The sequence below is a fragment of the Streptomyces sp. NPDC088197 genome, from assembly GCF_044741185.1.
Taxonomy (GTDB): Bacteria; Actinomycetota; Actinomycetes; order Streptomycetales; family Streptomycetaceae; genus Actinacidiphila.
The window spans coordinates 408,585-422,643 of sequence record NZ_JBIUSD010000005.1; the positions used below are offsets into that span (position 1 = coordinate 408,585).

10 protein-coding genes are annotated in these 14,059 nt (G+C 72.8%); 6 read left to right on the top strand and 4 right to left on the bottom strand.

Annotated features, from left to right (window positions below):
- Positions 1-43 precede the first annotated feature (43 nt).
- The 3 genes from ACIOC1_RS16150 to ACIOC1_RS16160 form a co-directional block, all read right to left on the bottom strand.
- Positions 44-322 (bottom strand): hypothetical protein, encoded by a 279-nt coding sequence (locus ACIOC1_RS16150; protein WP_355335544.1) that lies wholly within the window; start codon positions 320-322, stop codon positions 44-46.
- Positions 322-4,743: an FtsK/SpoIIIE domain-containing protein gene (locus ACIOC1_RS16155; RefSeq protein ID WP_401854782.1), complete on the bottom strand. Its 4,422-nt coding sequence runs from the start codon at positions 4,741-4,743 to the stop codon at positions 322-324. Before ACIOC1_RS16155 ends, ACIOC1_RS16150 begins: the two co-directional genes overlap by 1 nt.
- A gap of 77 nt (positions 4,744-4,820) precedes the next feature.
- The gene (locus ACIOC1_RS16160; RefSeq protein ID WP_188285763.1) at positions 4,821-5,120 is read right to left on the bottom strand and encodes a WXG100 family type VII secretion target; all 300 of its coding nucleotides are present in this window, start codon (positions 5,118-5,120) and stop codon (positions 4,821-4,823) included.
- A 437-nt stretch (positions 5,121-5,557) separates the two neighbouring features.
- On the opposite strand from ACIOC1_RS16160, the gene ACIOC1_RS16165 reads away from it, so the two are divergent.
- From ACIOC1_RS16165 to ACIOC1_RS16190, 6 genes are all read left to right on the top strand, one after another.
- Entirely contained in the window at positions 5,558-6,979 is a 1,422-nt protein-coding gene (locus ACIOC1_RS16165; protein WP_401854784.1) for a ricin-type beta-trefoil lectin domain protein, read from the top strand.
- A 179-nt stretch (positions 6,980-7,158) separates the two neighbouring features.
- A complete protein-coding gene (locus ACIOC1_RS16170; RefSeq protein WP_391162887.1) occupies positions 7,159-8,130 on the top strand; it encodes an aldo/keto reductase in 972 nt (323 codons plus the stop codon).
- 187 nt (positions 8,131-8,317) lie between these two features.
- Positions 8,318-10,132, top strand: a complete 1,815-nt coding sequence (locus tag ACIOC1_RS16175; protein ID WP_391162888.1) for an amino acid permease — start codon at positions 8,318-8,320, stop codon at positions 10,130-10,132.
- A gap of 105 nt (positions 10,133-10,237) precedes the next feature.
- Positions 10,238-11,383, top strand: a complete 1,146-nt coding sequence (locus ACIOC1_RS16180; protein ID WP_401854787.1) for a cation diffusion facilitator family transporter — start codon at positions 10,238-10,240, stop codon at positions 11,381-11,383.
- A 194-nt stretch (positions 11,384-11,577) separates the two neighbouring features.
- Positions 11,578-11,976, top strand: a complete 399-nt coding sequence (locus ACIOC1_RS16185; protein ID WP_355335786.1) for a DUF779 domain-containing protein — start codon at positions 11,578-11,580, stop codon at positions 11,974-11,976.
- 168 nt (positions 11,977-12,144) lie between these two features.
- On the top strand, positions 12,145-12,957 hold the full coding sequence (locus tag ACIOC1_RS16190; protein WP_355335559.1) for an SAM-dependent methyltransferase: 813 nt from the start codon (positions 12,145-12,147) through the stop codon (positions 12,955-12,957).
- Between the two features lie 75 nt (positions 12,958-13,032).
- On the opposite strand, the gene ACIOC1_RS16195 is transcribed toward ACIOC1_RS16190, so the two are convergent.
- On the bottom strand, positions 13,033-13,935 hold the full coding sequence (locus ACIOC1_RS16195) for a helix-turn-helix domain-containing protein (protein ID WP_401854791.1): 903 nt from the start codon (positions 13,933-13,935) through the stop codon (positions 13,033-13,035).
- Between the last annotated feature and the right edge of the window lie 124 nt (positions 13,936-14,059).

Here is a 14,059-nt window from a genome sequence, read left to right on the forward strand (position 1 = left end):
CGTAAACCCAGCCGTGGGCCCGGCCATGGACCCAGTCATCGGCTCAGCCGTCCTCGAACGAGTCCAGCAACTGCTGGTCCGCCTGCGCCCACGCCTCGTCGACCTTGTTGACCTTGTCGCGCAGGCTCTTCATGGACTTGACCATCGCGTCACGGTGCACGGTCCAGTTGTCGGCGAAGTCGCCCATCGACAGGTTGGCGTTGAGCTGACCCCACAGGCCCTTGTCGTCGTTCTGGAAGTCCAGCGCTCCCTCGAACTGACCGATCAGCTCGCTGAGGTCGCTCGCGAGGCTCTGGAGGTCCTTCACCACGAGGTCCGCCATCACTGCTCCCTGTTGTCGTGTGCGGAGTTGTCGCGTGCGGGCTCGCCGGCGGCCGGCGGCAGCGGGATCTGGGCGGGCAGCAGGCTGCCGCTGCCCAGGTGCACCAGGGCGGCGCCCGGTACGACCCTGGCGGCGAGCTGGGAGCGGGACAGCCGCACCCCCACCAGGTCGCCGTCGTTCAAGGTGGGCGGCGACAGCAGGACGCCGCGCCGGTTGCGCTTGACCTCGGACTGCCAGCCGGAGAAGCCCATCGCCACCGAGGCGACATCCCCGCCGAGGACCACGCCCCGCCTGCTTCCCGACGCCTTCTTCACGAACGCCTTCAGCCAGTCGCGGCACGGCAGGTCGCGCCAGGTCTCGGCGTCGTCGACCACGAGGACGACGGGCCCGTCACCGGGGTTCAGCAGATCGGAGAACTGCTGCTCGGTGGGGGCGTCCGCGGTGATGACACCGCGCACCCCGGTCTTGCCCTCGAAGGCCCGCAGCGGTGAGTTCATGGGAGCGCCGATGACGATCTCGACGCCGCCGCGCAGCAGCGACTCGGTCATGACGGTCAGCGCGGTGCTCCGCCCCGACCTGGACGGTCCCGCGACCAGGAAGGTCGGCTGATCGCCCATCAGGTCGGCGCCGACGGGTTCGAGGTCGTCGCCCGCGACGCCCACCAGCGCCCACATGGGCTTCGGCGTCTCCTCCACCATCTCCCACGCCTGGTCGAAGGAGAGTTGGGTGGGCAGCACCGCGATCCGGTTGGGGCGGGCCGATTTGGGGACTCCCGCCTCGCGTTCGGTGAGCCGGGCCGCCAGCGCGTGCACGGCGGCGGCCTGCGCGGGGCCCGCCGGGTCGTCCGCCACCAGCCCGACCTGGGTCTCGATCGCGCTGGGCGCGCGGTAGCCGCGGCCCGGCGGCAGATTCTCCGGGATCTTCCGCGAGTTCAGCCCCGCCAGGCCCATGTCGCTGCGGTCGGAGAGCCGCAGCACCAGCTTGTCGTCGCACAGCGAACTCATCCGGCCGCTCAGCAGCATGTGGTCGCCCGCGATGACCAGGTGCACCCCGGCGCTCGCGCCTTCCCGGTGCAGGGTCTGGATCAGATTGGTCAGCGACCCGCTGTCGTACTCGCTGAGGGTGCCCATGAACCCCTCCCAGCGGTCGAGCAGCAGCACGATGTGCGGCAGCCGTTCGGCCTCGGGCCGGGCCGCCCGCTGCTCGGTCACATCGGCGAACCCGCCCTCGCCGAGCAGTCGTTGACGGTTCTGCACCTCGGCGTGCAGCCGCCTGAGCAGCCGGGCGGCGCGGTCGGTCTCCGAGCGCTGCACCACCGCGCCGCAGTGCGGCAGCCGGGTGAGCGGCAGCAGGGCGCCGTTGCCGCAGTCGAGCCCGTACAGGTGCAGGTCGGCGACGGTGGACTGGCTGGCCGCCGCGGCGGCGAAGGTGCGCAGCGCCATGGAGCGGCCCGAGCGGGGCGCGCCGACGATGTGCAGGTGGCCGAAGGTGGCCAGGTCCACCGTCACCGTCTCCTGGCGCTGCCGCATCGGCAGGTCCTGGATGGCCCACGAGAAGGACGGGTCCTGCCGGGAGCCGCGGACCGGGTCGGCCGTCAGGTCGACCACCGCGGACAGCGGCAGCGGCGGCAGCCACGGGCGGCGCTGCGCGGGGATGCCCAGCATGGCGTTGGCCTGGCCGATGGCCGACACCAGGACCGACAGGTCGGTCACCTCGTCGGTCTCGGCGACGGTGCGCGGACGCTGGGGCGCGGGCAGGCCGAGGTCGAGCCAGGAGACCGGGCGCAGGAAGGGCGCGGCCGTCGCGGCGGTCCTGTCGGCCATGGGACGGCGGCCCCCGACCCGGCCGGTCTGGAACGGGATCAGCGAGCTGTGCCCGAGCCGCGCGTACGCCCGTCCGGGCGTGGCCGTCGTGATGGCCGCGGCCTCCCGGGCGTCGATGACGTCGGTGCTCTCCCCCGCGTCGGTCACCCGCAGGGCGACCCGCAGGTTGGTGTTGGCGCGGATCTCCGCCGACACCACGCCGGACGGGCGCTGCGTCGCCAGGATCAGGTGGATGCCGAGGGAGCGCCCGCGCTGGGCGATGTTGACCAGGCCGGTGACGAAGTCGGGCAGTTCCCGCGCCATCGAGGCGAACTCGTCGATGACGATGACCAGTCGGGGAATGGGGGGCAGTTCCGGCCTGCGGCCCGCGTAATCGAGGTAGTCCTCCAGGTCCTTGGCGCCCGCCGCCGCCAACTGGTGCTCGCGGTGGGTGAGTTCGGCGCTCAGCGAGGTCAGGGCCCGCTCGACGAGGTGCGGGTCGAGGTCGGTCACCAGGCCGACGGTGTGGGGCAGGTCGACGCAGTCCTTGAACGCGGCGCCGCCCTTGTAGTCGACCAGGACGAAGGTCATGGCGTCCGGGCGGTTGGCGACGGCCAGCGAGGCCACCAGGCTCTGCAGGAACTCGGACTTGCCCGAGCCCGTGGTGCCCGCGACGAGTCCGTGCGGGCCGTGGTTGACCAGGTCCAGGGCGAACGGCCCGTTGAGCGAGTAGCCGACGACGGCCTTGGTGCCACGGCCGGAGGAACGCCAGCGGGCGGCGATCGCCGCGGGGGTCGGCTCTTCGAGGCCCAGGATCTCCAGCAGCCGCGCGGAGGCGGGCAGGGCGGCGTCGCCCTGGTTCTCGCTGACGTCGCGCAGCGGCGCCAGTCTGCGTCCGGCCGAGGCGTACCAGCTCTCCGGGACCTCGTCGGAGACGATGCCGTCGACCTGCGCGGCGCGCTGTCTGCGCAGGGTGGCCGGCCGCGAGCCGCCGCCGATGACGACGGTCGCGCACTCCTCGGGCAGTGTCCGCTCGTCGGCGTCCACGCAGATGCTGTAGACGCCGACCGCGGGGCCTTCCTGGAGGATCGCCACCACTCCGGGCAGCGCCCGCAGCCGCCGGGCGCCGTCCATCAGCACGACGACGTCGGGATCCGCGAACGCGGCGCCGACCCCGGCGTTGAGCCGGGCCTGCTGGCGTACGTGGATGAGTTCGCTCAGTTCCGCGACCCGGCGGCCGAGGGTCTCGGCGTCGGCGCCCATCAGGGACAGGGCCTGCTGGCCCAGCAGCGGCCGGGAGTGCGGCAGCCAGGCGGCCCACTCCCACAGGGACTCGCCCGCCGGGTCGGTCAGGATGTACAACTGCACGTCGCGGGGGCTCTGAAGGACGGCGAGCTGTCCGGTCAGCCAGCGCGCCATGTGCCGCGGCCAGCCCTCGGGTCCCACGACGCCGACGACTCCGGCCTCCGCGATGGAGAAGGCGGCCGGTACGTCGGGGGCCGCGCGCAGGTCCCGGCCGCGCCGCGTGCCGTCGCCCTGTTCGACGGCGATGGCCGTGGGCAGGTCGGCGATGCCGACCCTGACCAGCAGGTGGTCGGGGTCGGTGCGGCGGCGTTCCCAGAGCCGCGACCGCGGGCCGGTGGCGATGACGAGCAGTTCGGCGGGGTCGGGGCTCGCGGCGCGGCGGTCGCGGCGCTCCTGTTCGAGCGCCGTCGCGATCTCGGCCTCGGTCGCCTCCAACTGGGCTCCGTACTCGGCCACTTGGCGGCGGTGGCTGATCCGGCCCTGCCGCCGTCCGGTGAACCAGCTCCCGAGCATCATGACCGGCGACATCGCCGCCATCATCAGGAACATCGGGTTGTGGAACATCACCGCGATGAGGCTGCCGAGGACGGCGGGCAGGGCCGCGGTCAGCCACGGAAGCGCGTTCAGGGAGGGCGGCCTGGGCTGGGACGGCAGCCGGAACACGGTGTGCTGCACGGGAGGAAGCAGCCGGGGAGGGCGGTTGTAGTCGAGGTACTCGCCGTCGGGCGAGGGCTCGACGACGGCGTCGGGGCGCAGCAGGGGGTGCGCCTCCAGGAAGGTCTCGCCGACCAGGAGTTGGGCCGTCTCGGGCCAGGTCACGTCGTGGTCGGGCAGGGCGACGCGGTCGAGCAGCGCGGAGTGCCCGACGGCGCGCACCCGTACCGAGGCGTCGAGGGAGATCCGGACGACGGCGGCCACCGGCGGCCCGCCGCCCACGTCGACCTGGCAGTCGGCGCCCGATCCGACGCGGTACTCGCCCGCGCCGAGGAACCAGATCCGTCCCGCGCCCGCGCCCGCGACGGCCCGGACGGTCACCAGACCGACGGGCGGGGTCTCCGCGGGTCCGGGCCGGTCGAGCCAGAGCACGGTGCCGTCGTGGATGCCGCTGCCGGCCAGGGGCAGCGAGAGGTCGAGCGGCTGGTCGGCGAGGTAGACCGCCGCCTCCGCCGGGCCACCGAGCGTCGGGGGCCGCGACCCGTCGAGACTGTCCAGCAGATTCTTGACGACATCGCGGAGCGGGGTGGTGGGATCGGCGTCCACCGCGACGTCGGCCGACCAGTCGGGGGATCGGGCGATGGTGATCATCATGGGCATGGTTCCCCCCTCGTGGATCGGACGCCCGCACGCCCGGCGCGGGGTGCGGGCGGCGCCGGTGGACCGGCCGCGGCCCGCTACTTCTGGTTGAGCGAGCTGGCGAGCTGGGTGTCCATGTCCTGCATCGCGTCCACGGCCTTGTCGAGCCACTGCGACAACTGGTCCAGCGTCTCCATGGCCTGGTTGGCCGACGTGACGAATTCGGTGTGCACCTCGTCGAACCTGCCGGACGCCTGGTCGGTGACGAACCCCGAGCCGGTGAGGTTGTCGACGATGTTCTTGCACTCGGTGAGCTTCTGGTCGATGTCGGCCTTGTTGTTGCGCATCTTGCTCGCGCTGTCCGACATCTCCTGATACGTGATGTTCAGATTCGTCATCGTGCGTCCCTTCTGACGTTGCCGGGCTTGCCGGTACGCGGCGGCACGCCGGGCCCGGACGCGGTCGATGCTAGGAACGGCTCCGATGCCTGGTCCAGGGCTCGCGGGCGACCTTGGGCCCCTGGGCCCAAGGGGGCGCCGCCGCCCCGCGCCCGGCGTTGACACCCCCGTGGCGGGCTACCACCGTTCACAGGACACAGCGTGCGCGGCACACCGCGGGCGCGGCGCGACCGTCCCTGTGACGACGTGAGTGAACGTGCTGACGGCGTGGGCGGACGCGAGTGAAGACGTGAGTGAAGGAGACACAGGTGACACCCCCGTCCCGATCCGCCGATCGCCTTCCTCGCCGCACCGACTGGAGCGCCCGGCTGCGCCGGTCGCGAAGGTCCGGGCAGCGACCGGGTTCGGCGCCGCGTGCCGATCACGGTCTGTGGACCGTGGACCGGGTCATCCGCGTCCTGGCCACCGCCTGCGACCGCGAGAACCGCGCCGTTCCGGTGGCCCATGTGGTGGTCGTCGGACCCGAGACCGTCTGGTTCCACCTCAGGACGCCCGATCAGCGGCCACCGGCCGGGTGGACCGCGGACCAGGACGGGCGGACCTGGCACGCCCAGTTGCGCTGGCTCCAGAGCGCGAGCGTGGCGGAGTCGCTGCCGGAGCCGTATCCGCGGCTGGTCCCGCTCGGCAACACCGGCAAGGGCTTCGTGCTGCTCAACCTCGGCGAGGTCGGCGGGCTCATCGGTCTGGAGGGCGACGCCCGGCAGGCGCGGGCCCTGGCCCACGACTGGGCCCGCGAACTGGCCGCCAGCCCCTGGTCCCGCGAGGTACGCGTGGTCCGCGTCGGCTTCAAACCGGTCCCCGGCGCGGGGGCGCCGGCCGAGCCGCAGGACCCGGCCGACACCGACGCGGCGCTGGAGGACGAGGCGGGCGGGGTGCTGCTGCTGGGCGGCTCGCCCGGCGGCCGGGACCGCGAACGCTTCCAGCGGCTGGCCGACGACCCGGACGGCCGGTGGACGGTCGTCGTCGTCGGCCGCACCGATCAGCCCCGCTGGCGCTTCACCATCGACTCGGCCGGCGTCGTGGACACCGGGCTGCTGGACGAGCGGGTCGCGCACCGGCTCGACCCGGACGCGGAGTTGCCCCCGCCCCAGGAAGGCGACGACATTCCCGTCGGCCGCACGGCCGGGAGGCCCGCCGAGCCCGGCCCGCGGACCAAACCCGTCGTCACCCGGGGCCGGGTCGTCGTCGCGTCGGTCGCCGTGCTCTGCCTCGCGGGGATCGGGCTCGGGCTCGCGCTGCACGGCTCCTCCTCGCCCTCGACCACCGTCGCGCACGCCTCCGACACCACGACGGCGCCCGCGCCGACCACGGCCGGTCCGTCGCCGTCGGCGGCCTCGCCGTCCGGTGCCGCGCCGGGCTCGGCGCCGCCCGCGTCCGCGCCGCCCGCGTCCGCGCCGGCCTCGGGACCGGCGTCGGCGGCCAACGCGCCGAAGCCGCCGGGGGCTCCGCTGAAGAACGCGGCGACCGGCAAGTGCCTCACCGCGGGCGCGGGTACGGACGGCACCCCGCTGGCGCTCGCGGCGTGCGACGACAGCCTCGTCCAGCGGTGGCACATCAGCCCCGACGGGACCATCCGCGCCAACGACCTGTGCATGGACGCCGCCTGGGGCGGGACCGCCCCCGGCACGGTCGTCCAGGTCGCGAATTGCAGCGGCAACGTCGCGCAGAAGTTCTCGCTGCGCGGCAGCACCGTCTACTCCGCTCACGCGGCCCTGTGCCTGAGCGAGGTCGACAACGGCAGCGGCGTCCGTCTGGCCCCCTGCGGCGCGGGCGGCCCCGAAGCCTTCAAACGGCCCTGACCCGAACCTCGGCCCCTCTCCGACGCCCGGCCGCCGCGATGGCCGGGCGGCGGACAGGGGCCCTGTAACACCCCCGCTGTCGGCCCTCCGCCTGTCCCGGCCTGTCGTCGGCGGGCGGGAAGAGGCAGGCTTGGCCGGACAGGACAAGATCGCCGCCGTCCGCCAGGAGAGAAGAAGCGATGAAGCACATCACCCTGCGTGACCTGGACGTTGCCCGGATCGGCCTGGGCGCGATGGGCATGTCCCACGCCTACACCGGCGCGGGAACCGACGACACGGAGTCGGTCCGTACGCTGCACCGCGCCCTGGAACTGGGCGTCACATTCATCGACACCGCCGAGGTCTACGGCCCCTACACCAACGAAACGCTCGTCGGCCGCGCGCTGAGGGGCCGCCGCGACGAGGTCGTGCTGGCCACGAAGTTCGGGCTGATCTCGCACACCGGCCGCCAGGGCGCGGACAGCACTCCCGCGAACATCCGCGCCGCCGTCGAGGGCTCGCTGACCCGGCTGGGCACCGACCGCATCGACCTGTACTACCAGCACCGGGTCGACCCCGGCACCCCGATCGAGGACACCGTCGGGGCGCTCGCCGAGCTGGTCGCCGAGGGCAAGATCCGGCACATCGGCCTGTCCGAGGCCGGCCCGGAGACCATCCGCCGCGCCCACGCCGTCCACCCGGTCACGGCCGTCCAGTCGGAGTACTCCCTGTTCACCCGCGACCCCGAGGCGCGCGTGCTGCCGGTGCTGCGCGAGCTGAACATCGGCTTCGTGCCCTTCTCACCCCTCGGGCGCGGCTTCCTGACCGGCGCGATCCGCTCCACCGACCAGTTCGACGCCGACGACTTCCGGGCTGACAACCCCCGGTTCACGAAGGAGAACTTCCAGCACAATCTGCGGCTGGCCGACGAGGTCGCCGCCGTCGGCGCCGAGATCGACGCCACCCCGGCGCAGGTCGCGCTGGCCTGGCTGCTGGCCCAGGGCGACGACATCGCTCCCATCCCCGGCACCCGGCGCGTCACCCGCGTCGAGGAGAATTCCGCCGCCGACGCCGTCCGGCTCAGCGCGGAACAGCTCGACAGGCTCAGCAGCCTCCCCCCGGCCGCGGGAGACACCCACAACGAGGCCCAGATGCGCATGATGGAGCGCTGACCCCCGCCGCCGCACGACTGACGGGCCGCACGGGAGCGAGCGACACCCGGCCGGGGAGGCGACACCCGGCCGGGGTGCGACGGCCGCGCGGGGGTCCACGGCCGCGCCTCAGCCGTCCTCCGGTGACGGTCCGTCAGACTGGGCATGACGCGTCCCCGCGTGTCGTCCCCTGCACCCCGAGGTACCGATGACCTTCGGTCTGGCCCGCCGCGAACTGCGGCCGAGAGTCCCCCTGCGGCCGGGCGAGGGGGACAAGCAGCACCTGACCAGCATCGAAGGGCTGGCGGCACTGTCGCTGGACGCGCTCAGCTCGGTCGCGTACGGCCCCGAGGCGATCGTGCTGGTCCTGATCGCCGCCGGTTCCGGGGCGCTCAGCGCGACACTGCCGGTGACGCTGGTGATCGCCGGGCTGCTCGCGGTGCTGGTGGTCTCGTACGGGCAGGTCATCGCCGTGCACCCGGACGGCGGTGGCGCGTACGCGGTGGCGAAGAAGGACCTGGGGCAGGGCATCAGTCTGCTCGCCGCCGCGAGCCTCGTCGTCGACTACGTGCTCACCGTCGCCGTCAGCCTCGCCGCGGGCGCCGCGAGCCTCGCCTCCTCCTACCCCTCCCTCGCGCCGCATCTGCTGCCGGTGTGTCTGCTCGGGCTCGCCGTGCTCACGGCCGTGAATCTGCGGGGTGTGGCCGAGAGCGCCCGGGTGCTGATGCTGCCGACGGCGCTGTTCATCGCGAGCGTCCTCGGGATCATCGTCTTCGGCCTGGTGCGCTCGCACCCCGTGGCCGTCGTCGGCACTCCCCAACCCGTCCACATCACCGAGTCGTTGGGGCTGCTGCTGCTCCTGAAGGCGTTCTCGGCCGGCTGCTCCTCGCTGACCGGCGTGGAGGCCATCGCCAACGGGGTGCCCGCATTCCGCGACCCGCGGGTCAGGCGGGCGCAGCGCACCGAGCTGATGCTGGGCGGCCTGCTCGCCCTGATGCTGGTCGGGCTCGCGGTGCTGATCCGCCGCGACCATGTGGCGCCGCGCGGCGACGTGACCGTCCTGGCGCAGCTCACCGCGGGCTCCTTCGGGACCGGCTGGCCGTACGACGCGACGAATCTCGTCGTCACCCTGGCACTGGCGCTGGCCGCCAACACCAGCTTCGGCGGGCTGCCGGTCCTGATGAGCCTGCTGGCCCGCGACCACCGGCTGCCCCACCTGTTCGGTCTGCGCACGGAGCGCCCGGTGTACCGCTGGGGCGTGGGCGCCCTCGCGCTGCTCGCCGCGCTGCTGCTGATCGCCGTGGACGCCGACACCCACCGCATGCTCCCGCTGTTCGCGATCGGCGTGTTCATCGGCTTCACCATCAGCCAGATCGGCCTGGTTCGGCACTGGCGCGGGGAGCGTCCCCGCGGCTGGCGCCAGCGCGCGACGCTCAACGGCTTCGGCGCGGTGCTGACGGCGATCGCCGCCGCCGTCCTGCTCGCCGACAAATTCCTCGCCGGGGCCTGGGTGGTGGTGGTCACGGTGCCGTTGCTGATGCTGCTGTTCGCCCGTATCCAGCGCTACTACACCGAGGTCGGGAAGGAGTTGGGGCTCGGTGAGGTCCCGCCGCCGGTCCGGCGCACCGTGTCCCTGGTGATCGTGCCGGTCGGCGAGGTCAGCAGGCTCACCCAGCAGGCGCTCACGGCGGCCCTCAACCTCGGCACCGCCGTCGTCGCCGTCGCCGTACAGGGCGACCCCGACAAGGCCCGCGCCCTGCGGGAGAGTTGGGACCGCTGGAATCCGGGCGTACGGCTGGACATCGTGGAGAGCCCGCACCGTTCGCTGGTGCAGCCGATCGTCTCCTACGTCGAGCGCGAGGTGGCCAAGGGTCAGCACGTCTCCGTCCTCATCCCCGAGGTGGTGCCGCGCCACAGGCGCTACCAGATCCTCCAGAATCAGCGGGGCCTGCTGCTGGCCTCCGCGCTCAGAGCCCGTACCGACGTCGTGGTGTGCACGATTCCGTACCGGCTGAGCCTGTGAGCGGCCCCTGTCGCCCAGCCGGGGCTGTTGCGAGGGCGTCGCAGCTGGTCACAGGTGGTATTTCGGGAGTGGCCGCAAGGGGTTCGGTGTGCCACGGTGTCCGACATGGCGGGGACTGAGCACACCCACGGCGAGGCGCACGGCGCCGGTCACCCACACGCCCACGACCATGCCGACGACCACGGCCACGGCCCTGACCGGGCGCACGGCCACGCACACGCGACGGGCGGTCGTACGCGCCCCGGATCGCGGCTGCGGCACCGGCTCGGACATCTCCTGCGGCCCCATTCGCACGAGGCGGCGGACAGCGTGGACGCGGCGCTGGAGTCGTCGGCGCGCGGGATGCGGGCGCTGTGGGTGTCGCTCGCGGTGCTGGGCGCGACCGCGCTCGTCCAGGCGCTGATCGTCGCGGTGTCCGGGTCGGTGGCGCTGCTGGGCGACACCGTGCACAATGCGGCGGACGCGCTGACGGCGGTGCCGTTGGGCATCGCCTTCGTCCTCGGGCGCCGGGCCGCCAACCGCCGCTATACGTACGGCTACGGGCGGGCCGAGGATCTAGCCGGGGTCGCCGTCCTGCTGGCCATCGCCGCGTCGAGCGCCTTCGCGGCCTGGACGGCGGTGGACCGGCTGCTCGATCCGCGTACGGTCACCCACCTGTGGGCGGTGTCCGGTGCGGCGCTGGCCGGATGCGTGGGCAACGAGTGGGTGGCCGGATACCGGATCCGCGTCGGGCGCGACATCGGCTCCGCGGCCCTGGTCGCCGACGGCCTGCACGCCCGTACCGACGGGTTCGCCTCCCTCGCGGTCCTGCTGGGCGCCGCCGGTACGGCCCTGGGGTGGCGCCTCGCGGACCCGGTCGTGGGGCTGCTGATCACCGTGGCGATCCTGGCGGTGCTGCGGGACGCGGCGCGCGGGGTGTTCCGGCGGCTGATGGACGCCGTCGACCCCGAGCTGGTCGACCGGGCCGAGCGGGCGCTCGGCGCGGTGCCGGGGGTGGAGGGGGTCGGGCCGGTCAGGATGCGGTGGGTCGGGCACGCGCTGCGGGCCGAGGCCGCGGTCGTGGTCGACCCCGGCATCAGCGTCGTCGCGGCGCACGCCGTCGCCGTGCGGGCCGAGCACGCGCTGCTGCACGCCGTGCCGCGGCTGCGGGCCGCGACCGTCCACATCGACCACGCCCCGGCCGGTGCCCACGCCCACGTCCACGGCGCCGGGGACCCGCACGCGCTCCTCGCCCACCACCAGCCCGTCTGACGCCCGACGCCGGGCGCGGTCCCGTCCCTGGACGAAAGCCGTCGCGGGCGGGAGGCTGGTACGAGAACGCCGACGCATCCGGCGGTCGGCGGATGGGAGCCCCCGTGATGGACGCCACCAGGTCCGATACCGCACGGTCCGACACGGCCTTGCCCGGCCCCGCCTCGCCCGGACGTCCCGTGGGGCGCGTCGAAATGACCCCGGCCGCCGAAGCGATGGTCGACCAACTGGCCCGGCGGCACGGCCCCCTGATGTTCCATCAGTCCGGCGGCTGCTGCGACGGCAGCTCACCGATGTGCTACCCGCGCGGTGAGTTCCGGGTGGGCGGCGCGGACGTCCTGCTCGGCCGGGTCGCCGGGGACACCCCGTTCTGGATGAGCGCGAGCCAGTACGCGTACTGGAGCCACACCCACCTCACCGTGGACGTCGTGCCCGGCCGCGGCAGTGGCTTCTCACTTGAGGCCCCCGAGGGCGTCCGCTTCCTCCTGCGCTCCCGGCTGATGACGGACGAGGAGGTCGAGCGGATGGAGGCCGAGCCGCCGCTGCCCACCGGGAACACCGTGGACGCCGAGGACACCGAGACCGCGGGCTAGGACCGGCGCGGCCCCGGAACCGGGCCGGGCCCGAAGACGGCCGGACCGGAGCCGGGCCGCGCGTCCGGCACAACCTCCTGGTCTGCGCTCTCGACCGGACGATCACGTCTCCCTAGGATGGAAGTCGTCACCGCAGCTTTCGATCAACGAACCACCGTGAGGGGCCCGATGGAGCACCGGGACGCACCGCTTTCCGACAAGATAGATGTGACGGTGCCCGCTGTGGCACGCATGTACGACTACTTGCTGGACGGGAAGGACAACTACCCGGCCGACCGCGAGGCCACGGAGCAATTACTCCTCCAGGTCCCCAGCATGAAGATCCTGGCCCTGAACAACCGTCAGTTCCTGCGCCGGGTGGTGCGCAGGCTCGCGGAGGACTACGGCATCAAGCAGTTCGTGGACCACGGCTCCGGTCTGCCGACGCAGGACAATGTGCACGAGATCGTGCAGCGCATCAACCCCGACGCCCGCGTGGTGTACGTCGACAACGACCCGATCGTGCTCGCCCACGGCCGCGCGCTGCTCCAGCAGAACGAGAACACCTCGGTGATCCAGGCGGACTTCCGCGACACCGAGAGCATCTGGCAGCACGAAGAACTGACGCGGCTGATAGACCTCAACGAGCCGGTCGCCGCGCTCTTCGTGTCGGTGCTGCACTGCATCCGCGACACCGACGACCCCGCGGGCGTCGTCCGGCGCGTCGCCGAAAAGCTGCCCAAGGGAAGCTTCCTGGTGGTCTGTCAGCTCGTCAGCGACGACCCCGAGACCCGCCGGTTCGTCACCGAGTTCATGGACCAGTCCACTGGCGGCCACTGGGGTGAGGTGCGCAAGCCCAGCGACCTCGCCGGTTTCCTCGAAGGCTACGAGATCATCGAGCCGGGCCTGGTGGAGGTCTCCACCTGGCGCCCCGACAGCGACCTCGGCCTCAAGCAGCCCAGCAAGGAATGGATCGAGTACGGCGGCGTGGCCCGCGTGTAGCAACGCCCACGGCAGAGCTTCGGCCCGCACCCCCGGCGAGGGGGATGCGGGCCGGCGTCGTTCTCGGGGGCCGCTCTACTTGTAGCGCTTCAGCGCCTCTTCCAGCAGCACGCGGCTCTCCACCGGCGTCGCCGCCAGCGCGCTCAACTCATCCAGCGCGGCACGGTACTTGTCCAGCTCTTCCAGCCGGTCCAGGTACATCGCGCTCGTCATGTGCTCCAGATAGACCACGTCGGGCAGGAAGCCCTGGGCGAACCGCAGATACGTGACCGCGGAGCCGGGCGTCGCCGCCGCGCTCGCCGACCAGGAGGCGATCTGGAGCCGCACACCGGGCTGGCGCAGCACCATCAGCAGATACTCCAACTGCTCGCGCATCACCGCGGGGCCGCCGACCGGGCGGTGCAGCACGCCCTCGTCGATCAGCGCCCACAGCACGGGAGCGCCGGGCTCCGCCATCCTGCGCTGGCGTTCCAGCCGCAACTCCACGCGCCGCTCGACCTCTTCGGGCGAGGCGAGCCGGTGGCCGCTGCGCACGACCGCCTGCGCGTACGAGGGTGTCTGGAGCAGGCCGGGCACGAACTGCGTCTCGTACGTACGGATCACGTGGGCGTCGCGCTCCAGACCGATCAGGCCCTGGAGCCAGTCGGGTACGACCTCGCCGTACGGCTGCCACCATTCGGGCTTGGCCGAGCGCTGGACCAGGAAGGCGATCTCCGCCCGTTCCTGCTCCGCGACGCCGTAGAGCGCGAGGAGGTCGTCGACGTCCCTTAACTTGAGGGAGACGTGCGCCGTCTCCATGCGGCTGATCTTCGAGGCGTGGCCACGGATACGCTCTCCGGCCTGTGCCGGGCTGACCCCGGCGGCCTCGCGCAGGGCACGCAGATAGTTGCCGAGCACACGTGCCAACGCCTTGGCGCCCATGTCCGGGCGGCGCTCCAGCAGTTGCAGCGGTGATACGAGTTGCGGCTGAGCGGACATGCGGGCTCCCGGTAGAAACTGGACGCACGCCAGTATTGCACTGCGAGGCGCGCCGTCGCGCCCCTACCGGAGTCACGAATTCCCGACTTCACGCCGTCGCGCTCAGCCGTCAACTGTTCTTGTC

Bases quoted from the DNA above. Each gene is read 5' to 3' on its own strand.
- ACIOC1_RS16175 (WP_391162888.1), top strand. From the start codon at position 8,318: ATGACCTTCGGTCTGGCCCGCCGCGAACTGCGGCCGAGAGTCCCCCTG.
- ACIOC1_RS16155 (WP_401854782.1), bottom strand. From the start codon at position 4,743: ATGCCCATGATGATCACCATCGCCCGATCCCCCGACTGGTCGGCCGAC.
- ACIOC1_RS16150 (WP_355335544.1), bottom strand. From the start codon at position 322: ATGGCGGACCTCGTGGTGAAGGACCTCCAGAGCCTCGCGAGCGACCTC.
- ACIOC1_RS16170 (WP_391162887.1), top strand. From the start codon at position 7,159: ATGAAGCACATCACCCTGCGTGACCTGGACGTTGCCCGGATCGGCCTG.
- ACIOC1_RS16160 (WP_188285763.1), bottom strand. From the start codon at position 5,120: ATGACGAATCTGAACATCACGTATCAGGAGATGTCGGACAGCGCGAGC.
- ACIOC1_RS16195 (WP_401854791.1), bottom strand. From the start codon at position 13,935: ATGTCCGCTCAGCCGCAACTCGTATCACCGCTGCAACTGCTGGAGCGC.
- ACIOC1_RS16185 (WP_355335786.1), top strand. From the start codon at position 11,578: ATGACCCCGGCCGCCGAAGCGATGGTCGACCAACTGGCCCGGCGGCAC.
- ACIOC1_RS16190 (WP_355335559.1), top strand. From the start codon at position 12,145: ATGGAGCACCGGGACGCACCGCTTTCCGACAAGATAGATGTGACGGTG.
- ACIOC1_RS16180 (WP_401854787.1), top strand. From the start codon at position 10,238: ATGGCGGGGACTGAGCACACCCACGGCGAGGCGCACGGCGCCGGTCAC.